The sequence below is a fragment of the Ferrimonas sp. YFM genome, from assembly GCF_030296015.1.
In the GTDB taxonomy this organism is placed as follows: domain Bacteria; phylum Pseudomonadota; class Gammaproteobacteria; order Enterobacterales; family Shewanellaceae; genus Ferrimonas.
In genome coordinates this window covers 735,137-756,390 of sequence record NZ_AP027368.1, presented here as the reverse complement: position 1 = coordinate 756,390, position 21,254 = coordinate 735,137, and the positions used below count along the sequence as shown (strand labels likewise).

The following is a 21,254-nucleotide window of genomic DNA, read 5'->3' as shown; positions in this document are numbered from 1 at the left end:
TGACTCTCACCCTCAGATGCGGTACAGGTGAACGGTGATCTCTTCCCTGTCGTGGTAGAGGTGCTTGGCCTGCAGACCATACCGGACACCGGCCTTGCGCAGCATGGCAGTCATCTCGGCGAAACACTCCGCCACCGCCTGGTAACGCTGCTTCATCGGCAGCTTCAGGTTGAAGATGGTCTCCTTACACCAGCCCTCGATGACCCAGGTGGCCATCCGCGCCGCCACCTTATGGGGCTGATCCGCCATATCACACACCATCCAGTGAATTCTGGGGTCTTCCGGGACGAACTTGAAGCCATCTTCGGGGAAGTGGGTCACCTGGCCGGTCTCCATCAGGCTCTCAGCCATGGCACCGTTATCCACCGAGGAGACAAACATGCCGCGACGCACCAGCTGATAGGTCCAGCCACCCGGGCAGGCGCCCAGATCCACCGCATACAGGCCGCCGTGCAGACGCTCCTCGGTCTCCTCTTCGTTGAGGAACACCAGGAAAGCCTCGTCCAGCTTCAGGGTGGAGCGGCTCGGGGCATCGCTGGGGAACTTGAGTCTGGGGATCCCCATAAAGAAGGGGGAACCGTTGTCCGAACGGCTGTAACCCACGTAACCGTTCTGGTTGTCAGTGAGGAACAGGTGGATGCGGGGCATCTTCTCACGCTCCTGGGCGGTCAGGATCCCCTGCTTGCGCAGCCCCTGACGCAGAGGCACGCTCAGCTTCTTACAAAACGGCAGCACCTGACGGTAGGCATCGCCATCGGCAGACTCCACCCACAGCTTACCCGCCTTGGGCAGGGCCTTGGCATGGGCCAGCACCGCCCCGACGCGGTCACCCAGGGGCATGTCGGTGAGCTGTCCCACCACACAGAACCAGCTGCGGGCGAAAATGAGCCGATGGAAGTCCAGCTCATGCATCAGCTTGTCGGCGTCACCATTTTGGTAGCACTCGAACAGCACAAAGCCTGAGTCCTTCTCAAGGCGGGGAAAACCGTACACCTCCAGGGTAGCAGCGCTGTCCTGGATCTCTGCGGCACACTCCTTCTCGAAACCGGGACGGCAATGCAACAACAGGGTATTCATGACACTCTCTCCCAACGCCATACGGCAGCAAACAGCAGCAACCAACCAATGATCAACAGGACACCACCCATGGGGGTGATCATCCCAATCCCCTTGGTGCCGACCAGCACCATGGAGTAGATGCTTCCAGAGAAGCCCAGCATCCCCAGCACCACCAGGGTGCCGGCCCAGATCAGCAGCCTGGAGCTGTTGCTGCGCATCCACAGGGCCACCGCCATCAGCAGCAGGCAGTGGAAGAACTGGTACATCACCGCGGTATTGAAGCTCTCCACCAGGTGAGGCGGTGCCACCTTGGTGAGGCCGTGGGCACCGTAGGCGCCCAGGGCGGTGGCCATGGCCCCGCCAAAGGTCGCCAGGGCCATAAAGGCACGTTTCATCATGGTTCTAATCCTAAAATAAAGGCCCGGCAGGCGGTGGCCGCAGCCTGGAGATTCTGCTCCTCGGTCACGCCACTGGCCTTCCTGGGTTTCAAACTGTGGTCACCATCGGTGACGTATTGCAGACGCACATGGTCCGGCAGGGCGACACCTTCAAGCTCACCCCGATTACCAAAACTGTCCCGTTCCCCCTGGAGCACCAGGGTCGGCACCCGGCCCTCGGTCAGGGGTTCCAGTCGCCACTTGTCCGGCTTGCCCACGGGGTGGAAGGGGTACCCCAGGGCGATGACACCGGCGACCGGATTGTCCAGCGCCCAGGTGGCACTGACCCGGCCTCCGAGAGACTTGCCCCCCAGCACCAGCACGCGATCATCACGGCGGTACTCCCCGATCAGATCACCCAGGGCGTCCAGCAGGCGCGGCATTCTATCAGGGGGGCGGCGCTTGTTGGTAGCCCGAATGGTCTGCATATAGGGAAATTCGTAGCGCACCACACAGAGATCCTCTCCGGCAATGGCTCTGGCCATGGTGTCCATAAAGGGGTGGTCCATACCGGCGCCGCTGCCATGAGCCAGCAACAGCCAGTGGCGAGCGTCCCGGTTGCCATCGATTCTGACCATCACTGCTCCTTAGATATCGTAAGCCGGTGCCGGAATCGGATCCGACTCGTTCTCCTGGCGGAAGGTATCCACCATCCACTCTCGGAAGGCTGAGATCTTACCGAGATCCGACTGGCTCTCCTGGCACACCAGGTAGTAGGCGTTCTTGCTGGGCAGCACCTTGTCGATGGGGCACACCAGACGGCCCGCTTCGATATCGGGCCGGGCCAGCACCGAGTACCCCAGGGCCACGCCATGGCCGTGGATCGCCGCCTGCAACACCAGGGAGGAGTGGCTGAAGATGGGGCCCTGACTGACGTTGGGCAGCTCCACTTCGGCCATCTTGGCCCAGGTTTTCCAGTCACGGCGGGACATATCGTGCAGCAGGGTGTGCTTTTGAAGATCCTCGGCGCTCTTCAGCGGCTTGGGGCCGGCAAGCAACTGGGGGGAGCACACAGGCACCAGGGATTCTGCCCTGAGCATGTCCGCCCGCAGCCCTGGCCACTTGCCACGGCCATAGTAGATGGCCACATCCACGTCGTCGGACAAGGATCCCTCATCCATATCCACCGCCTTAATCCGAACATCCACATCGGGATGAAGTTCGGAAAACTTGGCCAAACGGGGGACCAGCCACTGAATGGCGAAGCTGGGCGCCAGGCTGACGGTCAAAGAACCGCTTGCACTTCTGGCCAGCAGCCGTTCGGTGGCATCGCTGAGCTGAGTGAAGAGATCCTTGATGTCCAGGAAGTAGCTCTGGCCCTCTTCGGTGAGCAGTAAGGATCGGTTTCTGCGCCTGAAAAGTTTTAATCCCAAAAACTCTTCCAGCGCCTTTATCTGGTGACTGATTGCGGCCTGGGTCACAAATAACTCTTCTGCTGCCCGCGTGAAGCTGAGATTGCGGGCGGCCGCTTCAAAGGCCTTAACGGCGTTAAGCGGGGGCAGGCGGCGGGACATAGGGTTACCTCAAGGTTACCGGATAAGATTTTCTAATACCGAATATTATATTAAATCGTTTGTTATCACTATCCCGTCCGGCTATTTTTCACCCCGTAGACGCACTGAATTTAACCTTCTTCCTGAAATCGATGAGGCCCGACATGACCACTTTAAGCCTGCTTATCCCCACCGTAGTTGCCGTAGCCATGCACAACCCCCTGGCCCAGCCAGAAGCGGTGGAGTTTAACCTCAACGAGATTCATCAACAGATCGAACTACAGCTGGAGCAACAGGTTCAGCAGATGCAGGCCGAGCAGGCCACCATGGAAGTGAGCGAGCCTATGGATGTAGCGACTCAGCCCGCTCCCAAAGCCACCCTGGCTGACTAAATTTCGCAAGGAAGAAGCCCTGTCGCCAAGGTCGGGCGACAGGGGCGAAAGAGTTAGGAGATGGCCAGGTCAGGCTGAGACTTGATCAGGTCATCCAGGGCTTTCATCTGAGCCAGGAAGGGCTCCAGCACTGCCAGAGGCAGGGCGCTGGGACCATCGCAGCGGGCCTTGTCGGGATCCGGGTGCGCCTCCAGGAACAGACCAGCCAGTCCAGTCGCCATACCCGCCTTAGCCAACTCCACCGTCTGATGACGACGTCCCCCTGAAGCCGCCCCCAGAGGGTCACGGCACTGCAGGGCGTGAGTCACATCGAAGATCACCGGCAAACCACCGCTGCACTCCTTCATGGTGCGGAAACCCAGCATGTCCACCACCAGGTTGTCATAGCCAAAGTTGCTGCCGCGCTCGCACAGAATCACCTTGTCGTTGCCACACTCGTTGAACTTGTCGACGATGTTTTTCATCTGTCCCGGGCTGAGGAACTGAGGCTTCTTGACGTTGATCACCGCGCCGGTCTCAGCCATCGCCTGCACCAGGTCGGTCTGACGGGCCAGGAAGGCGGGCAGCTGGATCACGTCCGCCACTTCGGCCACGGGCGCACACTGATGGATCTCATGAACGTCGGTGATCACCGGCACCTGAAACTGCGCCTTGATCTCTTCGAAGATCTTCAGCCCCTCTTCCATGCCGGGTCCGCGGTAGGAGTGGATGGAGCTGCGATTGGCCTTATCGAAGGAGGCTTTGAATACGTAGGGAATGCCCAGCTTGCTGGTCACCTCGACGTAGTGTTCCGCCACCTGCATCGCCAGATCACGGGACTCCAGCACGTTCATGCCGCCAAACAGCACGAACGGCTTGTCGTTGGCAACCTCCAGGTTACTCACTTCAATAGTGCGATTTTGCATAACAATTCTCTTTATGAATGGGGTGGTTTAACCACCCGCCAATACTTGCAATATCTGTCCGCTGAACCAGGCCATGTAGGTTCCCACGGCATAGCCCAGCACCGCCAGCAGCACGCCCACAGGCGCCAGGCTGGGGTGGAAAGCGCTGGCCACCACAGGGGCACTGGCGGCGCCACCCACGTTGGCCTGACTGCCCACGGCCATGTAAAACAGCGGGGCTTTAATGATCTTGGCCATCGCCAGCATCAGGCTGGCGTGCACCAGCATCCAGATGCCACCCAGCAGGAAGTACACCGGCGAATCCAGAATGGCCTTGATGTCCATGTGCATGCCGATGGTGGCCACCAACACATAGATGAAGGCCGAGCCCACCTTGGAGGCCCCCGCCTCCTCAAGCTTAGCCACTCGGGTCAATGACAGGGCAATACCCACGGCGGTGGCGATCACGATCAGCCAGAAGAACTTGGAATGCAGGCTGTAGCGCTTCAGCTCCGGGAAGTTGTCGGCAAACCACGGGCTGAGGATATCCGCGCCCAGGTGTGCCAGGCCGGTCACACCGAAACCGATGGCCACGATGAAGATCAGGTCATTGAGGTGGGCCATACGGGCGTTGTTGGCCTCCCAGTGAGACATCTTGTCTTTGAGCGCCTCAATGGCAGAGGCATCGGCGCCGTTGGCGGCGTCGATCTCTTTCGCCTTACCCGCCATAAACAGCAGTACCGCCATCCACACGTTGGCCACAATCACATCCACGGCGATCATCGCCGAGAAGATATTGTCGCCCACGCCATAGATCTCCTTCATGGCGGTCTGGTTGGCACCGCCGCCAATCCAGCTGCCTGCCACCGTGGTCATGCCGCGCCATACCGCCTCGGGTCCGTGTCCGCCGAGCAGTTCGGGGAAGATGGCCGAGGTCACCAGCAGGGCGATGGGTGCACCGATGACGATGCCCAGGGTACCGGTGAAGAACATGATGATCGCCTTGGGACCCAGGCGGGCGATGGCGCGCAGATCCAGCTTCAGGGTCAACAGCACCAGGGCGGTGGGCAGCAGGAACCGGGAGGCGACATAGTACAGGGTCTTGTCATCACCATCGATCACCCCGAAGCTGTTGAGCAGCGAGGGGATGAAGTAGCACAGCAGCAAAGCGGGAACGAATCGATAGAACCCCTGCCAGAAGGGATGACGGCTCTGGTGGGTGTAGAACACCGCCCCCAGTACCAACATTAAAATACCCAGCACGGTGGCCGGGTTGGTAAACATTACCTGTTGCATAACTTCCTCGAATTATTATTGTCACCGGTCTTAGCCAGCGTGTTTTTATGGCCTGACCGCGGGAGTCAGGAAAAGATGGCGCCCGGGGGCGCCATCAAAATCAGCCCATCAGGATGGGGGTCTTGGTCATGGCCACCTTGGCGATCATCCCCAGCCAGCCCAGAGCGCCAAAGAAGGCCAGAACTCTCAATAGCTTGCCCTTACTCTTCATGGCGAAAACACCCAGCAGAATGTAGGCCACCAGACTCAGCAGCTTCTCGGTCAGCCAGGGGCTGGACCCCGGATACTGAGCGATCAGGAAGCAGAGGGCGGCGCCGGAGAGCAGCAGCAGGGTGTCCACCACATGGGGAAACACCTTGACCCAGCGGCGGTTCATGAAACCGGAGCCACTCATGCTCCAGATGAATCTCAGGGTCAACAGGGTCACGCTCATGCCGATCATCAGCATGTGGAAGTGTTTGACTCCAGGGTAGAGTGCGTCCATTAAGTCTCCTTGGTTGCCGCCATCAGGCGGCCAAAACTGAATCTTTCCCTTCCGGCCAGATCCTTGCCGGATCCAACCTCGGTGTAACCGAAATGTTCAAACAGAGCTCGAACCTGAGCAGCCTGATTGTAACCGTGCTCTAACACCATGGTGCCGCCATCATTGAGGAATTGGCGTCCATTTTCAACAATATGAGTAATATCCACCAAACCATCCTCCCCTGAAGTGAGGGCAGACAGCGGCTCGAAGCGCACGTCCCCCTGCCTCAGGTGGGGGTCAGCCTCCTCGATGTAAGGCGGGTTGGACACCACCAGATCGAAGCGTCGCCCTTCGAGAGAGTCGAACCAACTGCTCTGGATAACCTCCAGATCCAGCCCCAGGGCATCCCGGTTCTCCCGGGCCAGGGCCACCGCATCTTCCTTCAGGTCGACGGCGGTGATCCGCCAATCGGGGCGCTCGCTGGCCAGGGCCAGGGCAATGGCACCGGTGCCGGTGCCCAGATCCACTACGGTGCTGCCCGGTTTCAGATCCCTCTCCAGGACAAACTCCACCAGCGCCTCGGTATCCGGCCTGGGAATCAGGGTGCTGGGGTTGACCTTCAGCGCCAGGGACCAGAACTCCCTGACTCCGGTGATGTGGGCTGCAGGCTCGCCGTTCGCCCGTCGGCTCAGCAGGGCGTCGAATGCCCTCTCCTGCTCCGGGGTCAGCTCCCGCTCAGGCCAGGTATAGAGATAGGTTTTGGGGCGATCCAGCACAAAGCAGAGCAACAGCTGAGCGTCGATCTGCGGCGACTCCCCTTCCTGCAGGCAGCTGGCGCCATGGGCCAGTGCCTGATCCAGGCGCACCCTTACTCCTCCGCCAGTGCGGCCAGCATGTCCGCCTGGTACTCCTGGAGGATGGGCTGGGCCAGGGCGTCCAGATCCCCTTCGATCACCTCGTTGAGGCGATACAGGGTCAGGTTGATGCGGTGATCGGTGACCCGCCCCTGGGGGTAGTTGTAGGTGCGGATACGCTCACTGCGGTCACCGGAGGCCATCAGGTTGCGGCGAGAGCTCTGCTCCTCGTTGCGACGCTTCTCATCTTCGGCGGCCTGCAGGCGGGCAGCCAGGATGGACATGGCCCGGGCCCGGTTCTTGTGCTGAGAGCGTTCATCCTGACACTCCACCACCACCCCGGAGGGGAGGTGGGTAATGCGGATGGCGGAATCGGTTTTGTTCACGTGCTGACCACCGGCGCCGGAGGCGCGGAAGGTGTCCACCTTCAGGTCGGCGGGGTTGATCTCAATCTGCTCCGCTTCCGGCAGCTCGGGCATTACGATCACGGTACAGGCGGAGGTGTGGATGCGACCCTGGGACTCGGTGGCCGGCACCCGTTGCACCCGGTGACCGCCACTCTCAAACTTCATCACCCCATAGGCACCATCGCCGGACAGCTTGGCGATCACCTTGGAGAAACCACCATGCTCACCCTCGGCGGCGGACATCAGCTCGATGCGCCAGCCCTTGGTTTCGGCATAACGGCTGTACATGCGGAACAGATCTCCGGCAAAGATGGAGGCTTCATCGCCACCGGCACCGGCACGAATCTCGATAAAGGCGTTGGAGTCGTCCTTGGGGTCTCTGGGCAGCAGCAGGATCTGCAGCTCATCTTCCAGTCTTTCCCGAACCTCCTGGGCCTCCTTGAGCTCCTCTTCCGCCATCTCTTTCATGTCGGGATCGTCGAGCATCTCCTGGGCGGTCTCAATGTCTTCGCCAGCCTGGCGGTAGGACTGAAACGCCTTCACCACCTCTTCCAGCTGGGAGAACTCCTTGGAAAGAGCACGGAATCGATCTTGATCGGAAATCACATCGGGCTCGCCCAACAGCGCCTGAACCTCTTCATAACGCTCGAGCAAGCCCTCTAGTTTTGCAATAACGGAAGGCTTCATCTTTTCAACTTTAACAAATAACGCTGGCGCTAATTGTCGTTGATGCCAAGGGCCTTACGCAAGAGGTCTAGGGAATTCAGGTCGCCGGAACGTGCGGCCTGGGACAGTGCCTGAGTCGGAGCGTGGATCAATCTGTTGGTCAGCTTGTTGGCCAGCTCGCTCAACACCTGCTCCGCAGAGGCGCCGGATTTCAGCTTGGCCAGGGAGCGCTCAAGCACCTCATCTTTGGTGGCCAGGCTCTGATCCCGGAACTGCTTCAGGGTGTCGATGGAATCCAGGCTGCGCAACCAGTCCATAAACTCCTCGGACTGCTCATCGGCGATCACCTCGGCCTGCTCGGCAGCCTCGAGGCGGGATTCCATGTTCTTCTGAACGATCCCCTGCAGGTCGTCCACGGTGTACAGATAGGCATTTTCCAGCTCGCCCACCTCGGCTTCGATGTCGCGGGGCACGGCGATGTCCACCAGCAGCATCGGCTGCTGACGGCGCTGCTTCAGGGCATTCTCCACCATCCCCTTGCCCAGGATCGGCAGTGGCGAAGCGGTGGAGGAGATGACGATGTCCGCTTGAGGCAGACACTCAGGGATCTGGGGCAGGGTCACCACTTTGGCGCCAAACTCTTCCGCCATCCCTTCGGCACGGCTGACGGTACGGTTGGCCACGGTCATGGTGGTCACACCGGCTTCCTTGAGGTGACGGGCCACCAGTTCTATGGTCTCACCCGCCCCCACCAGCAGTACGTTGGACTTGGAGAGATCGTCGAAGATGTGTTTGGCCAGGTTCACCGCAGCGAAGGCCACGGAGACCGCCGACGAACCGATCTCGGTCTCGGTCCGGATCTTCTTGGCCACCTTGAAGGTGTGCTGGAACATGCGGTCCAGGGTGTGAGACACGGTGCCGTGCTGTTGGGCGTTACCGAAGGCCTGCTTGATCTGCCCCAGAATCTGAGGCTCACCCAGGACCAGGGAGTCCAAGCCGGCAGAAACACGCAGCAGATGTTTGACCGCAGCCTGGTTTTCGTGAAGATAGAGGCTGGCTCGCACCTCATCCTCGGGCAGGTTGTGGTACTCCACCAGCCAGGCCACCAGAGCTTCGCTGTCTGCACGGTTGATGTAGAGTTCGGTGCGGTTGCAGGTAGACAGGATCACCGCTTCGCCGGTCGGCGTCAGCCTGGACACGCTCTTGAGGGCATCGCCCAGAATGTCCGGTCCAAATGCCAACTTCTCCCGCAGAGAGACACTGGCGGTCTTGTGGTTGATCCCAATTGCTACTAACGTCATGGTTCTCCAGCTTAAACCCGAAATTTGAACATGGGTCGAGATTTGCGCAATTCTATGCGCAAACGCGCAACCTTGAAAGGCGGTTGTCGACTCTAAACAATGGTCATGTTGCTGATTGTGGTACAGTGCACAAAACAGGTAATTTATGCTTAAACGCCGATCTCACCCGTATTTCATACTCTTATTTTTAATGTGGTTGTCCGGCTGTGCCACTGCTCCCCCTGCATCCAGGGACTCCGCCTCACCATCAGATTTAACCCGTTGGCAACTCAAGGGAAAGCTGGCCATTATCCAGCCGGAAGAGCGACTTTCTGTCAACCTTCACTGGCAGCATAACGGCGACCGCGACGATCTTAGACTGACCAACCTGTTTGGCTCAACCCTGATCACGCTTCAGGCTTCTGAAAATGGGGCCAAGATCCGTTACCAGGACAAAACCTACTCAGGCAACAACGCTTCTGAGCTGTTAGGACGCCTAACTGGCTGGGCAGTTCCCCTGACTGATCTTTCTCGTTGGATTCTTGGGCAGGGATCACAGGATGAGGGGCAAACCGTACTGGATGACAACGGCTGGCCGGCTCAGGTGACCCTGGTGCTGGACCCCAATCAGCCCCCCTGGCAGATGAAATATCAGGGCTGGCAACAAGTTGAAGGGTATCGCATCCCCAGAATGGTCAGCTTGCGCCAGGGGGACAACAGGTTAAAATTGGCGCTTTCAGACTGGCAACCGGAGCTTCCAAGGTGATGCCAACCCCAAGCCGTAACTGGCCCGCCCCCGCCAAACTCAACCTCTTCCTTCACATCAACGGTCGCCGGGAGGATGGTTACCACGAATTGCAGACCCTGTTCCAGATTCTGGATTTTGGCGACACCCTGCATTTCACCATCACCGACACGCCGGATGTCACCCTGAGCCCGGCGGTCGAAGGGGTGGCCGATGAGGACAACCTGATTGTTCGCGCCGCCCGACTGCTGCAGCAACACACAGGCTGCACCCAGGGGGCCAAGATAGAGCTGGAGAAGCGACTGCCCATGGGCGGTGGACTGGGCGGAGGCTCGTCGGACGCGGCCACCACCCTGGTGGCGCTCAATGCCCTGTGGGGCCTGAACCTGGATGAGGATACCCTGGCGGAGCTGGGGCTAAGCCTGGGGGCCGATGTCCCGGTGTTTGTCCGGGGCCGCGCCGCCGTTGCCGACGGCGTCGGCGAGAAGCTGCGTCCGGTGGACATTCAAGAGCCCTGGTACCTGGTGATCGCCCCAGGTGTTGAGGTCTCCACCGCCGAGATTTTCGGCCACCCTGGGCTGACCCGAAATACCCCCAAATTGGCCCAGCCAGAACGCCGTCCCAGTCAGTGGCACAATGACTGCACGCCCGTGGTGTTGCAAAGCCATGGTCAAGTTGCAAACGCCTTGGGCTGGTTGATACAATACGCGCCGTCTCAAATGACCGGCACCGGCAGCTGTGTTTTTGGCACCTTTTCCACTGAGGAGGAGGCGCTGAATGCCTATGCCGATCTGCCCAATGAGTGGCAAGGGTTCGTTGCTCGTGGCTGCAACCGCTCCCCCTTGATGGGACGGTGCCAACAGCCCCTATAAAGAGCAGCAACCAGCGACTCCACATCCAAAACAAAATAAGCCTAGCCTGAGGTTAATACTGTGCCCGACATCAAGCTCTTTGCCGGCAACGCGACTCCTGAACTGGCCCAGCGTATTGCCAACCGTCTCTACTGCTCCCTGGGCGAGGCCGACGTAGGTCGTTTCTCCGATGGCGAAATCAGCGTCCAGATCAACGAGAACGTTCGTGGTGCTGATGTCTTCATTATTCAGTCCACCTGTGCTCCTACCAACGACAACCTGATCGAACTGGTGGTGATGGTGGATGCCCTGCGCCGCGCCTCAGCTGGCCGTATCACCGCCGTGATCCCCTACTTCGGCTACGCCCGTCAGGACCGTCGTGTTCGCTCTGCCCGTGTGCCAATCACCGCCAAGGTTGTGGCTGACTTCCTGTCCAGCGTAGGCGTTGACCGCGTGCTGACCTGTGACCTGCACGCCGAGCAGATTCAGGGCTTCTTCGATGTGCCCGTGGACAACGTATTCGGCAGCCCCGTGCTGCTGGAAGATATGCGTGCCAAGAATCTGGATAACCCCGTGGTGGTTTCCCCGGACATCGGTGGTGTAGTGCGTGCCCGTGCCGTCGCCAAACTGCTGGACGACACCGACCTGGCCATCATCGACAAGCGTCGCCCCCGTGCCAACGTGTCTCAGGTGATGCACATCATCGGTGACGTTCAGGACCGTGACTGCATCATCGTTGATGACATGATCGACACCGGTGGCACCCTGTGTAAGGCCGCCGAAGCCCTGAAAGAGCGTGGTGCCCGTCGCGTATTCGCCTACGCCACCCACCCTGTTTTCTCCGGCAACGCCCCGCAGAACATCACCAACTCCGTGATCGATGAAGTGATCGTCACCGACACCATCCCCCTGTCCGAAGAGATGCGTGCCACCGGTAAGGTGACCCAGCTGACCATGTCCTCCGTGATGGCCGAAGCCATCCGCCGAGTCAGCAACGAAGAGTCCATCTCTGCGATGTTCGAGCACTAATCCGCTCGCAAGTCTCTATCCCAAAAAAGGCGTTCCTCAGGAACGCCTTTTTTCTTTTATCTACAAAAATATTATTCAGCCACCTTTCCCATTGCGATCTTATGCGCACATTTCGCCAAGTAATTCGGCTCAGCAACAAGACCGAATGATTGTCACAATACTGTAATGATACATTGGTGTTTCGAAATTCTTGCTGGCGTGATCTGGATCACCCAAGCGTGATCGCCATTAGTGATACCTTCCCACCAGCCAAGATGGCGGAAAACTCATAAAATAAATCAATCGAGTATCCAGTATGATGAAATTGCAAAAATCCCTGATCGCGGTCTCCCTGCTGGCAGCCCTGTCTGCCTGTTCTGACTCCGACAACGACAACGGTCCCAGCTACACCACTCCTGACAACTTCTCCCTTATCGTCGCTCACATTAACGACACTCACTCTAACTTCGATGCGACCAGCCTGGACTTCACCGCCCACATCGAACACGACAGTGACCATGATGGCCTGGATGAATTCTCCGTACGTTCTGACGTAGGCGGCTACCCAAGAATTGCCGCAAAGCTTGCCGAAGCACGCTATCAGGCGGGCCAAGCAAACACGCCTTTCCTGGCCCTGCATGGCGGTGATGCCTTCCAGGGCTCCCTGTACTTCAATCAGCTTCAAGGTAAAGGTAACGCCCGACTGCTGAGCGACATGGGTCTGGACGCCATGGCAGTGGGTAACCACGAATTCGATCTGGGCAATGCAGCGCTGATTGACTTCGTCAACAACGTCAACTTCCCTGTTCTGGCCGCCAACATGGACACCAGCAAGGACAGCGACATGTCCAAACTGGACAACCTGAAGCCATACATCATCAAAGAGTTTGACGGTATTGCCGTAGGTGTGTTCGGCTTGGTTCTGGAAGATATGCCAACCATCTCCTCTCCGGGCGAAGACCTGGTGTTTGAAAAGGAAGTTGCCTCCGCTCAGGCGACCGTCGACGAGCTGAAGAAAAAAGGCGTCGAGCAGATCATCATGGTCAGCCACATCGGTGTTGATCGTGACATGAAGGTTGCTGAAAACGTCAACGGCATCGACCTGATCGTAGGCGGTCATTCCCACACTCTGCTGGGTGATTTCACCAACATCGGCCTGGGCCACGGTGACGCCGAAGTGGATTACGCACAGATTGTCACCAACCCTGATGGCTTAGGTAAAACCTGTGTGGTACAAGCTGGGCAATACGCTCAAGCTGTTGGTCAGGTTAAAGTTGACTTCGCCAAGGGTGCCGTCAGCAACTGTGGTGGCCACAACACCCTGCTTATCGACAACAACTTCGCTCATAAATATGACGGCAAAAACCGCATCGCGCTGACCGACGAGCACCAGGGTGCCGTGGAAAGCTTTGTTGGTGAGCAGGACAACATTGCCATCTCTCCTGAAGATCCTCTGATGCGCCTGATGATCGACACCGAATATGCACCTGAAGTTGAAAAACTGAAGGCCAAAGTCGTAGGTCAGGTTAATGACGCCAACGACCCAGTAGACTCCAAGAGCCTGGATCACACCCGTATCCCAGGCCAAGCCAAGTTTGCCGCCTCTCTGCCGACTACCGGTTCTGAAGCCGGAGCGCATGTGGCCGCATCCATGGTTTGGAAGCTGAACAAGCACGGCTACAACATTGACATGGCCATCACCAACACCGGTGGTGTCCGTGACAACATCGCCGCAGGCGAAAACGGGCTGACCGCCGGTTACATCATCGGCTCCCTGCTCTACTTCAACAATGAATTGGCCATCGTTGAGCTGAAGGGTAAAGACGTACGCGATCTGCTGGACAGCACCATCAACTACTCTATCACCACCTCCAGCGGTGCCTTCCCCACCACAGCCAACGTTCAGTACACCTTCAACGGTAAAGCCACTGCGGGTGAGCAGATTGAAGGCCTGCAGGTATGTCCAGGTGGCGTTGCTGCCAATAGCTGTGTCGACATTGAAGATGAGAAGGTATACAAGATCGCCACTAACGCCTACATCGCCGGCGGCAAAGACGGTTACGCCATCTTCGCTGAGCGCAACCAGGCGCCCATGGTTAAATCTGGCTTCATCGACAACGAGTCCATGATTGAATACGTTGAGATGATGGAAGCCAACGGAGAGCAACTGGTTCAGCTGCCTACAGGCCTGACCTTTATTGCCCCTGATGGCCTGAAGCAGGACGATCCAGTTAAGAAAGCGGGCGACTAAGCTCACGCTGATTGACTGAATAAGCGCGGCCAATGGCCGCGCTTTTTCGTTGCCTCTGGCGATAAATTGAGAACACCGGGGTCAAAGTGGTACACTGCGCTGCCTTTGCCCCCAGGCCACGCCACGGCAGGGTCAACAACTGAAGGTGGAAGGGTTCGGTTCCCTTTTCCAGGCACCTCCCAAGATTTACTAGTTAAAAGAGTCCAAAAGACAGTGAGTAACGACATTAAGTTGATCGTCGGCCTGGCCAATCCAGGGCCGGAATACAGCAAAACCCGTCACAACGCCGGCGCCTGGCTGGTGGAGGAACTGGCCCGCATGCACGGCATCACCCTCAAGGCGGAGAGCAAGTTCTTTGGACTCACAGGCCGAATTCAACAGGGAAGCGCCGATCTGCGCCTGCTGATCCCCACCACCTTTATGAATCTCTCCGGCAAAGCCATTGGTGCCATGGCCAACTTCTATGGCCTGGCCCCGGAGCAGATCCTGGTGGTTCACGATGAGCTGGACCTGCCCCCCGGCGTTGCCCGCCTGAAAAAGGGCGGCGGCCACGGCGGTCACAACGGCCTGAAAGACACCATCAGCAAACTGGGCAACAACAAAGAGTTCTACCGCCTGCGCATCGGCATCGGCCACCCGGGCGATAGAAACAGAGTAAGTGGTTACGTACTGGGCAAGGCGCCCGCTGCCGAGCAGCGCGCCATGGATGAAGCAGTGGACGAAGCGTCCCGCTGCATCGACATCCTGCTCAAAGACGGCATCACCAAAGCAATGAATCGACTCCATACATTCAAGGCCGAGCCGGCCTGAGCGTAAACAGAAAGGTTTTCCATCATGGGTTTTAAATGCGGAATCGTCGGCCTGCCTAACGTGGGCAAGTCCACTCTCTTCAATGCACTGACCAAAGCCGGTATCGAAGCGGCCAACTTCCCCTTCTGTACCATCGAACCAAACACCGGTGTGGTACCTGTGCCGGACAGCCGCCTGGATGCTCTGGCCAAGATCGTCAACCCTCAGCGGGTGCTGCCCACCACCATGGAGTTCGTGGACATCGCCGGTCTGGTGAAGGGTGCCTCCACGGGTGAAGGTCTGGGTAACAAGTTCCTGGCCAATATCCGTGAAACCGATGCCATCGGTCACGTGGTACGCTGCTTCGAGAACGACAACATCGTTCACGTGGCTGGCGGCGTCGATCCTGCGGCCGACATTGAGGTGATCAACACCGAGCTGGCCCTGGCCGATCTGGACGCCGTTGAGCGCGCCCTGCTGCGTTTGGGCAAGCGCGCCAAGGGCGGCGATAAGGACGCCAAGTTCGAGATCACCGTACTGGACAAGATTAAGCCGACTCTGGAAGAGGGTGGCATGGCCCGCTCCGTCGAGCTGGACGCCAACGAGAAGAAAGCGATCGACTACATGGGCCTGCTGACATTGAAGCCCACCATGTACATCGCCAACGTCAACGACGACGGCTTCGAGAATAACCCCTATCTGGATAAGGTTCGCGAGATCGCCTCCAAAGAGAACGCCGTAGTCGTTGCCGTTTGCGCCGAGATCGAAGCGGAGATCGCCGAACTGGACGACGAAGAGCGTGACGAGTTCATGGCGGATCTGGGCATCGAAGAGCCCGGCCTGAACCGGGTGATTCGCTCCGGTTACGAGCTGCTGGACCTGCAAACCTACTTCACCGCCGGGGTGAAAGAGGTGCGTGCCTGGACCATCCCTGTGGGCGCCACCGGTCCCCAGGCGGCGGGTAAGATCCACACCGATTTCGAGCGTGGCTACATCCGCGCCGAAGTGATCGCCTACGATGACTACGTCGAGCTGGGTGGCGAAAACGCCGCCAAGGAAGCGGGCAAGAAGCGCTCCGAAGGTAAAGACTACATCGTAAAAGACGGCGACGTTATCCACTTCCTGTTTAACGTCTAACCATCCCGTCTGACACAGACAGATTAAACGCCCCGCACCTGCGGGGCGTTTCTTTTTTCCCGGCAAACCTCAGCTACACTTTCCCTCTGTTTCGGTGGCCCGTCTGGTTAAGGAGCATTCGCTACCCGACCAGGGGAAAACCGAATCGCTCATTTTGCAGTCGAACGATGCTTGCGGGCCCAAATCCGTGGAAAAAAGCGGTTGACCCAATCCGCGGTTCTACGCATAATACGCCCCGCTTCCCACGATGGGGAGAGAAAACAAAACGATGGCTACGTAGCTCAGCTGGTTAGAGCACAGCACTCATAATGCTGGGGTCGCAGGTTCAAGTCCCGCCGTAGCTACCATCTTTTTGAAGGGTTGGTTTTTAGCGCAGGAAAGAGCGCAGCACTCAGCTAATACTGAAGTGTCGCAGTTCAACTCCCGCCGCAGCTACCATCACCTTTTTGAGATGGATAGAGATCTCTCTTAACGTTTGTTTTCATCTGTTGGGCTATCGCCAAGCGGTAAGGCAGCGGGTTTTGATCCCGCCATTCCCAGGTTCGAATCCTGGTAGCCCAGCCATTTTTCGTGGCTATGTAGCTCAGCTGGTTAGAGCACAGCACTCATAATGCTGGGGTCGCAGGTTCAAGTCCCGCCATAGCCACCATTATTTCGTTGCCCGCAACGACATAACTCCTGTGCGGGAGTGGCGGAATTGGTAGACGCGCCAGATTTAGGTTCTGGTATCGCAAGGTGTGAGAGTTCAAGTCTCTCCTCCCGCACCATTTAATTCAGTTGGGCTATCGCCAAGCGGTAAGGCAGCGGGTTTTGATCCCGCCATTCCCAGGTTCGAATCCTGGTAGCCCAGCCATATTAAACAATGGCTAGAGATAACGGGTTTCCCCGAGACTCCTTCCATTAAAAAGTGGTTGCCTCAGGCACCCATGACACAATTTGTTGGGCTATCGCCAAGCGGTAAGGCAGCGGGTTTTGATCCCGCCATTCCCAGGTTCGAATCCTGGTAGCCCAGCCATCTTCATTAAAACCTGCTCTTCAGCAGGTTTTTTTGATCCCGGCGTCTACCCCCAGGTTCAAAACTGGTAGCCCAGCCATAAAAAAAGAAAAAGCCTGCTTTCGAGCGGGCTTTTTTGATCCCGGCATCTACTCCCAGGCCCGAACCGGGTAGCCCAGCCATCTTCATTAAAACCTGCTCTTCAGCAGGTTTTTTTGATCCCGGCGTCTACCCCAGGTACGAACCGGGTAGCCCAGCCATACAAAGAAAAAGCCTGCTTTCGAGCGGGCTTTTTTGATCCCGGCGTCTACCCTAGGTCCGAACCCAAGGGCGTGTTGCCCCCACCAAAGGCCATTACGCCCTGCTGCCCAGCCATAAAAAAGAAAAAGCCTGCTCTCGAGCGGGCTTTTTTGATCCCGGCGCTCCCCGGCTTCGCACCAGCAGGAGGCAGTGGGCTTTGCTGTCAGCGGTCTAAGCGCAAGAGATCTCAGCCTTTGCCAAAAAAAAGGCCCGCTTCTGTGCGGGCCCTGTCTGATCTCTAGTGTTTATCCGGTGCCGGCCTGGCGGCAATGGCCAGCATCTGCTGGTAACGTTCGGCAATCAGGTTGAGCTGATAGAGCACAAAGCCGGTCCTGTCGACTCTGCCCTCCTCCACCAGCCGGTACAGCCTCTGCCGCTCCTGCTCAACTGACTCAGGCCATTGACCACTGCCCTGCCCCTCCAACGCGCGCTCCAGGGCGGCCACCGCCCCGGTCAGCACCCGGTGGGCGCTCTGGGACTGCTCCTCAGTCAACTGAGTACCACGTCGCGCAGCCGGGGCCAGGGCGTTGAGGTGGGATTGAGTCTCCTTATAGAGACGAATCAACTCAGCAGAGTCACGATGGCGGCTGTAGCTGGGCTCCTGACGCATCTGTTCGAAGCTGCTGGTCAGGGCCACCCCTTGCTCATAGGTGTGGCGCCGCGCCCGAGCCAGAGACAAGGAGGAGACCTGCTGCCCCTCAAACACCGACAGCACCAGCAACAGATAGTGATTCAGTCGCCCTATCGCCTGTCGCCTCAGCTCGGCCTGCCGACCGCCCTGCCACTGCGGCCACAGATATCGATACCCCAGCAGTACCACGGCACAGCCAATCACTGTCTCCAGCAGACGCAGGGGCATCACCGACATCCCCTGCCCGGCGATGTATTCAAACACCATGATCAAGATGATGGTGCCCAGGGTGCAGGAGTATCCGTGATGCACAGGGATCAGGGAGAGGGTTGGCGGTACCAGCACCAGCCCCAGGGCCAGGGCCCAGTTACCGGTCAGTCCCAGGGACAGGGCACTGGCCGCCAGACCCAGGCCCACCAGGGTGCCCCAGATCCTCTGCCAGGCCCGCTGACGGGTATCCACTATGCCCCCGCGGACCACCAGCAGCACCGAGAGCAGCGCCCAGTATCCCTTATCCAGGTCAAAGTACTGGATGATCCCCATGGTCGTTGCCAGCAGCAACCCCTGGCGCACCGCACCGCGGAAAATGGGCGAGGACCAGCTCAGGTGTTGCCGCCATCGCTGCCAGTGGTCCATCACCGGCTCCTGACCGATCATCGGCCGGCGGTAGAGCGGTGCCACCCGCTGGGCCAAGCGACTGATCCGCCTGGCATTGGAAACAAAATAGGGGGCAATGCTGCCAAAGCGCCCTCTCTGCAATGGGGTCAGGGCGGTCAGCAACTGCTGCTCCACATCCGCCAACCTGGGGTCCTCCCCTATGGGTTGGACCGTCATCAGGTGATCCGCCACCTGTCGCAGGCGCCGGCTGGTCACCGCCACCCACAAACGATAGGCGGGTAGCACACCAGGCTGGGCAAACAGGGCGCGACTGAGCTCGGGATTGGGAATCGCCTGCAGCCTCTCCTGCAAGTCCACCGCCGCCACAAACGCCTGATACAGCTCTGGGGTCAAGCGGTTTCTGGACTTGGCCACCGCCACATAGCGCCGAACCAGGGCCAATTGCTCAGCCAGGGGCAGGTCGAATCTGGCGCCCAGGGACGGGTCCTCCAGCCAACGCAGCCGGCTGGCCAGGATCACCGCCAGCCGCCGATAGCTCAGGGAGAGCGCCTGGCGCAGCGGGTACTCCCTCTGGGCTCGAAACCACCAGTCGGAGAACAGCACCACCCACAGGGCCGCCAGAGTGGTACCCAGGGCAAACTGCCAGGCGGGGATCACCCCGGCCGACACCTGGGACATGGCCGCCATCACCAGGGCGGCAAGCCCGGTCCTGCCCGACAGCTCACCAAAGGCGGACAGGGTCGTCAGCAGCACACCGGCCACCAGTAGGGCCGGTATCAACGAGGGGGGCCACCAGGCGCCCAGGGCACCAAACACCAGTGCCACGCCCCCGAGCAGGGGAATGGACCAGGCCAGGCGCTTGCCCCAGCCCGGTGAAGGTTGATCTATGCCGGAGATAAACACGCAAGGCAGGGCCAACAACGACAGCAGACCCAACAGGAACAGGTCCAGAGTCCAGGCGAGCGCCAGCCACAGCATCACCGCGGTACTGAGGCGCAACGCCAGATTGATGTGGCCGTTGAACCACCAGCGCCGAAACGAGAGCAGCACTGCTACAGACCCATGGCGTACTGCATCACCTTGCGCTTGATGGGGCCGGAGTGTTCCGCCAGTGTCAGTCCCAGGTTTCGCACCAGCTTCAGTGGCAGGTGGTCATTGCTGAACATCAGGTAGAAGGCATCCATGGCCGATTGCATCGCCAGGTTGTCCGGATGACGGCGGCGCTGATAGCGCTTGAGGACAGACTCACTGTGAATCGGCTCATCCCGCTCCATCGCCTCACGCAGCACCTCCGCCAGCACAGCCACATCCTTAAAGCCCAGGTTGACGCCCTGGCCGGCGAGGGGGTTGATGGTGTGGGCCGCATCACCCAGCAATACCATGCGCCCCTTGAAGTAGGCCTTGGCGTGCTGCCGGGTCAGGGGGAAGCTGGCCAGTTGCTCAATCTCAAACTCCCCCAGTCGGTCGGGGAAGGCAGCGACGATGGCCCGCTTGAGTTCGGAGGGGCTCAGGCGCTTGAGCTCGGCGATGGTCTGAGGGGCGTCGTACCACACCAGGGAAGCGTGATTGCCCGCCAGGGGCAGCAGCGCCCTGGGACCGGTCGGGGTGAACTCCTGCCAGGTACCCTGTTGCTGCGGCTGCTGGGTGCGGATATTGATGGCCAGGCAGTGCTGACGATAGTTCCAGCCACTGACTCCGACTCCCGCCTGGCGGCGCACCTGAGACTGGGCACCGTCGCACCCCAGCAGCAGCTGTCCCTGGTAGAAGGTACCGTCGGCCTCGAGCCAGGCGCCCTGCTCATCCTGCCAGAAGCGTTCCGGACGAATGCCGGTGATCAGACGAATGCGGCTGTGACGACGCACCGCCTGCCAGAGAGAGAGTTGAAGGATGCGGTTTTCAACGATGTGCCCCAGGTGAGACAACCCTAGTTCGTCGGCGTCGAAGCAGATACGGGCTCCCTGCCACTCCCAGGTTTCCAGGGTCCGATAGGGGGCACTGCGCATGCTCTCCACACCAGCCCAGCCTCCCAGACTCTCCAGCAAGCGCTCTGACGCCTGACTGATGGCGCTGACCCTGAGGTCCATGGGCTGCTCAGCGTCGTACTCCTCCGGCTCCCTGGCTTCAAACAGAGTGACCTCCAGGCCCAGATCCGCCAGGGCCAGGGCACTGGCCGCTCCCACCATGCCGCCACCGGCAATCAAAATATCGCTCTGCTCCATCCCATCCTTCCGGGCTCCAACGAAGATTGGGCCATCATATCATGACCAATTCTTACCGGCTGTAACTGAGTGTGTGTTTCCCGGCCATTCCACACACTCATTTACAACCCTTCCCTGGCGGTCTCGGAGCAGCTCCTACACTTAGCTTGCGAAAGCCACTTAGGACCTGTGAGGTGAGATATGAAGGCCCCAACGACAATGCTGATGTTTGCCCTGGCCCCGCTGCTGCTGACGGCGGCCCCAAGAGCCGATTACACCATGGAGGTGTATGCCCCCCTGCCCATAGTGGCCCAGGCCCAGTATGAGATGGAGGAGGAGCTTAAAGACGATATTCTGGCTCAGTCACACCAGGCCCTGATGGCCAGCGGACTGGAGCTTAGCGAACAGTTTGCCCAAGCAGAAGAAACAGATACCCAGCGCTCGGCGCCCATAAAAGCCACTGCCGGGCCCCAGACCCTCAGCCCCCAATGATGGTTAACA

At 59.1% G+C, this 21,254-nt stretch carries 20 protein-coding genes and 6 tRNA genes; 14 read left to right on the top strand and 12 right to left on the bottom strand.

Features of this window, described 5'->3' with window-relative positions; all coding sequences use genetic code 11:
- Positions 1 to 12: 12 nt before the first annotated feature.
- The 4 genes from rlmM to QUE41_RS03615 are packed head-to-tail and all read right to left on the bottom strand — an operon-like array spanning position 13 to position 3,010.
- Complete coding sequence (gene rlmM, locus QUE41_RS03630; RefSeq protein ID WP_286341577.1) at positions 13 to 1,077, bottom strand: 23S rRNA (cytidine(2498)-2'-O)-methyltransferase RlmM; 1,065 nt, start codon at positions 1,075 to 1,077, stop codon at positions 13 to 15.
- Complete coding sequence (locus tag QUE41_RS03625; protein WP_353506865.1) at positions 1,074 to 1,457, bottom strand: DUF423 domain-containing protein; 384 nt, start codon at positions 1,455 to 1,457, stop codon at positions 1,074 to 1,076. Before QUE41_RS03625 ends, rlmM begins: the two co-directional genes overlap by 4 nt.
- On the bottom strand, positions 1,454 to 2,074 hold the full coding sequence (locus QUE41_RS03620; protein WP_286341576.1) for an alpha/beta family hydrolase: 621 nt from the start codon (positions 2,072 to 2,074) through the stop codon (positions 1,454 to 1,456). The genes QUE41_RS03625 and QUE41_RS03620 overlap by 4 nt, the downstream gene beginning before the upstream one ends.
- Positions 2,075 to 2,083: 9 nt before the next feature.
- Positions 2,084 to 3,010, bottom strand: coding sequence for a transcriptional regulator GcvA (locus tag QUE41_RS03615; protein ID WP_286341575.1), 927 nt, complete (start codon positions 3,008 to 3,010; stop codon positions 2,084 to 2,086).
- 143 nt (positions 3,011 to 3,153) lie between these two features.
- Between QUE41_RS03615 and QUE41_RS03610 the strand changes: the two genes are divergently transcribed.
- Entirely contained in the window at positions 3,154 to 3,381 is a 228-nt protein-coding gene (locus tag QUE41_RS03610; RefSeq protein ID WP_286341574.1) for a hypothetical protein, read from the top strand.
- A 53-nt stretch (positions 3,382 to 3,434) separates the two neighbouring features.
- Here QUE41_RS03610 and kdsA read toward each other — a convergent pair whose 3' ends face one another.
- The 6 genes from kdsA to hemA all read right to left on the bottom strand — a co-directional run bounded on the left by kdsA (position 3,435) and on the right by hemA (position 9,252).
- Entirely contained in the window at positions 3,435 to 4,286 is an 852-nt protein-coding gene (kdsA, locus tag QUE41_RS03605) for a 3-deoxy-8-phosphooctulonate synthase (protein ID WP_286341573.1), read from the bottom strand.
- Between the two features lie 27 nt (positions 4,287 to 4,313).
- Positions 4,314 to 5,561 carry a DUF819 family protein gene (locus tag QUE41_RS03600; RefSeq protein ID WP_286341572.1) on the bottom strand — a complete coding sequence of 416 codons (1,248 nt, stop codon included), beginning with the start codon at positions 5,559 to 5,561 and terminating at the stop codon, positions 4,314 to 4,316.
- A 100-nt stretch (positions 5,562 to 5,661) separates the two neighbouring features.
- Complete coding sequence (locus QUE41_RS03595; RefSeq protein ID WP_286341571.1) at positions 5,662 to 6,045, bottom strand: SirB2 family protein; 384 nt, start codon at positions 6,043 to 6,045, stop codon at positions 5,662 to 5,664.
- Positions 6,045 to 6,890, bottom strand: coding sequence for a peptide chain release factor N(5)-glutamine methyltransferase (gene prmC, locus QUE41_RS03590; protein WP_286341570.1), 846 nt, complete (start codon positions 6,888 to 6,890; stop codon positions 6,045 to 6,047). The genes QUE41_RS03595 and prmC overlap by 1 nt, the downstream gene beginning before the upstream one ends.
- Before the next feature lie 2 nt (positions 6,891 to 6,892).
- Complete coding sequence (prfA, locus tag QUE41_RS03585; RefSeq protein WP_286341569.1) at positions 6,893 to 7,972, bottom strand: peptide chain release factor 1; 1,080 nt, start codon at positions 7,970 to 7,972, stop codon at positions 6,893 to 6,895.
- 29 nt (positions 7,973 to 8,001) lie between these two features.
- Positions 8,002 to 9,252, bottom strand: coding sequence for a glutamyl-tRNA reductase (hemA, locus tag QUE41_RS03580; RefSeq protein WP_286341568.1), 1,251 nt, complete (start codon positions 9,250 to 9,252; stop codon positions 8,002 to 8,004).
- Positions 9,253 to 9,442: 190 nt separating this feature from the next.
- On the opposite strand from hemA, the gene lolB reads away from it, so the two are divergent.
- From lolB to QUE41_RS03520, 12 genes are all read left to right on the top strand, one after another.
- Positions 9,443 to 9,997: a lipoprotein insertase outer membrane protein LolB gene (gene lolB, locus QUE41_RS03575; RefSeq protein ID WP_286341567.1), complete on the top strand. Its 555-nt coding sequence runs from the start codon at positions 9,443 to 9,445 to the stop codon at positions 9,995 to 9,997.
- Positions 9,997 to 10,848: a 4-(cytidine 5'-diphospho)-2-C-methyl-D-erythritol kinase gene (gene ispE / locus QUE41_RS03570; RefSeq protein ID WP_286341566.1), complete on the top strand. Its 852-nt coding sequence runs from the start codon at positions 9,997 to 9,999 to the stop codon at positions 10,846 to 10,848. Before lolB ends, ispE begins: the two co-directional genes overlap by 1 nt.
- A gap of 60 nt (positions 10,849 to 10,908) precedes the next feature.
- Entirely contained in the window at positions 10,909 to 11,856 is a 948-nt protein-coding gene (locus tag QUE41_RS03565) for a ribose-phosphate pyrophosphokinase (RefSeq protein ID WP_286341565.1), read from the top strand.
- 295 nt (positions 11,857 to 12,151) lie between these two features.
- Positions 12,152 to 14,086, top strand: coding sequence for a bifunctional metallophosphatase/5'-nucleotidase (locus tag QUE41_RS03560; RefSeq protein ID WP_286341564.1), 1,935 nt, complete (start codon positions 12,152 to 12,154; stop codon positions 14,084 to 14,086).
- Between the two features lie 213 nt (positions 14,087 to 14,299).
- The gene (gene pth / locus QUE41_RS03555; RefSeq protein WP_286341563.1) at positions 14,300 to 14,896 is read left to right on the top strand and encodes an aminoacyl-tRNA hydrolase; all 597 of its coding nucleotides are present in this window, start codon (positions 14,300 to 14,302) and stop codon (positions 14,894 to 14,896) included.
- 24 nt (positions 14,897 to 14,920) lie between these two features.
- On the top strand, positions 14,921 to 16,012 hold the full coding sequence (gene ychF / locus QUE41_RS03550; RefSeq protein ID WP_286341562.1) for a redox-regulated ATPase YchF: 1,092 nt from the start codon (positions 14,921 to 14,923) through the stop codon (positions 16,010 to 16,012).
- A 270-nt stretch (positions 16,013 to 16,282) separates the two neighbouring features.
- Positions 16,283 to 16,359: transfer RNA gene (locus tag QUE41_RS03545), tRNA-Met, on the top strand.
- 142 nt (positions 16,360 to 16,501) lie between these two features.
- Positions 16,502 to 16,576, top strand: a tRNA-Gln gene (locus QUE41_RS03540).
- Positions 16,577 to 16,584: 8 nt separating this feature from the next.
- A tRNA-Met gene (locus QUE41_RS03535) sits at positions 16,585 to 16,661 on the top strand.
- 33 nt (positions 16,662 to 16,694) lie between these two features.
- Positions 16,695 to 16,779 (top strand) — tRNA-Leu (locus tag QUE41_RS03530).
- Positions 16,780 to 16,790: 11 nt separating this feature from the next.
- A tRNA-Gln gene (locus QUE41_RS03525) sits at positions 16,791 to 16,865 on the top strand.
- Positions 16,866 to 16,952: 87 nt separating this feature from the next.
- Positions 16,953 to 17,027, top strand: a tRNA-Gln gene (locus tag QUE41_RS03520).
- Between the two features lie 517 nt (positions 17,028 to 17,544).
- On the opposite strand, the gene QUE41_RS03515 is transcribed toward QUE41_RS03520, so the two are convergent.
- Positions 17,545 to 19,605 (bottom strand): FUSC family protein, encoded by a 2,061-nt coding sequence (locus QUE41_RS03515; protein WP_286341561.1) that lies wholly within the window; start codon positions 19,603 to 19,605, stop codon positions 17,545 to 17,547.
- Between the two features lie 2 nt (positions 19,606 to 19,607).
- On the bottom strand, positions 19,608 to 20,774 hold the full coding sequence (locus QUE41_RS03510) for an FAD-dependent monooxygenase (protein ID WP_286341560.1): 1,167 nt from the start codon (positions 20,772 to 20,774) through the stop codon (positions 19,608 to 19,610).
- A 180-nt stretch (positions 20,775 to 20,954) separates the two neighbouring features.
- On the opposite strand from QUE41_RS03510, the gene QUE41_RS03505 reads away from it, so the two are divergent.
- Positions 20,955 to 21,245, top strand: coding sequence for a hypothetical protein (locus QUE41_RS03505; RefSeq protein ID WP_286341559.1), 291 nt, complete (start codon positions 20,955 to 20,957; stop codon positions 21,243 to 21,245).
- The last annotated feature ends 9 nt before the right edge of the window (positions 21,246 to 21,254 follow it).

What these genes read in the sequence shown, in the direction of transcription:
- rlmM (WP_286341577.1), bottom strand. Translation starts at nt 1,077, where the DNA reads ATGAATACCCTGTTGTTGCATTGCCGTCCCGGTTTCGAGAAGGAGTGT.
- QUE41_RS03625 (WP_353506865.1), bottom strand. Translation starts at nt 1,457, where the DNA reads ATGATGAAACGTGCCTTTATGGCCCTGGCGACCTTTGGCGGGGCCATG.
- QUE41_RS03620 (WP_286341576.1), bottom strand. Translation starts at nt 2,074, where the DNA reads ATGGTCAGAATCGATGGCAACCGGGACGCTCGCCACTGGCTGTTGCTG.
- QUE41_RS03615 (WP_286341575.1), bottom strand. Translation starts at nt 3,010, where the DNA reads ATGTCCCGCCGCCTGCCCCCGCTTAACGCCGTTAAGGCCTTTGAAGCG.
- QUE41_RS03610 (WP_286341574.1), top strand. Translation starts at nt 3,154, where the DNA reads ATGACCACTTTAAGCCTGCTTATCCCCACCGTAGTTGCCGTAGCCATG.
- kdsA (WP_286341573.1), bottom strand. Translation starts at nt 4,286, where the DNA reads ATGCAAAATCGCACTATTGAAGTGAGTAACCTGGAGGTTGCCAACGAC.
- QUE41_RS03600 (WP_286341572.1), bottom strand. Translation starts at nt 5,561, where the DNA reads ATGCAACAGGTAATGTTTACCAACCCGGCCACCGTGCTGGGTATTTTA.
- QUE41_RS03595 (WP_286341571.1), bottom strand. Translation starts at nt 6,045, where the DNA reads ATGGACGCACTCTACCCTGGAGTCAAACACTTCCACATGCTGATGATC.
- prfA (WP_286341569.1), bottom strand. Translation starts at nt 7,972, where the DNA reads ATGAAGCCTTCCGTTATTGCAAAACTAGAGGGCTTGCTCGAGCGTTAT.
- hemA (WP_286341568.1), bottom strand. Translation starts at nt 9,252, where the DNA reads ATGACGTTAGTAGCAATTGGGATCAACCACAAGACCGCCAGTGTCTCT.
- lolB (WP_286341567.1), top strand. Translation starts at nt 9,443, where the DNA reads ATGTGGTTGTCCGGCTGTGCCACTGCTCCCCCTGCATCCAGGGACTCC.
- ispE (WP_286341566.1), top strand. Translation starts at nt 9,997, where the DNA reads ATGCCAACCCCAAGCCGTAACTGGCCCGCCCCCGCCAAACTCAACCTC.
- QUE41_RS03560 (WP_286341564.1), top strand. Translation starts at nt 12,152, where the DNA reads ATGATGAAATTGCAAAAATCCCTGATCGCGGTCTCCCTGCTGGCAGCC.
- ychF (WP_286341562.1), top strand. Translation starts at nt 14,921, where the DNA reads ATGGGTTTTAAATGCGGAATCGTCGGCCTGCCTAACGTGGGCAAGTCC.
- QUE41_RS03510 (WP_286341560.1), bottom strand. Translation starts at nt 20,774, where the DNA reads ATGGAGCAGAGCGATATTTTGATTGCCGGTGGCGGCATGGTGGGAGCG.
- QUE41_RS03505 (WP_286341559.1), top strand. Translation starts at nt 20,955, where the DNA reads ATGAAGGCCCCAACGACAATGCTGATGTTTGCCCTGGCCCCGCTGCTG.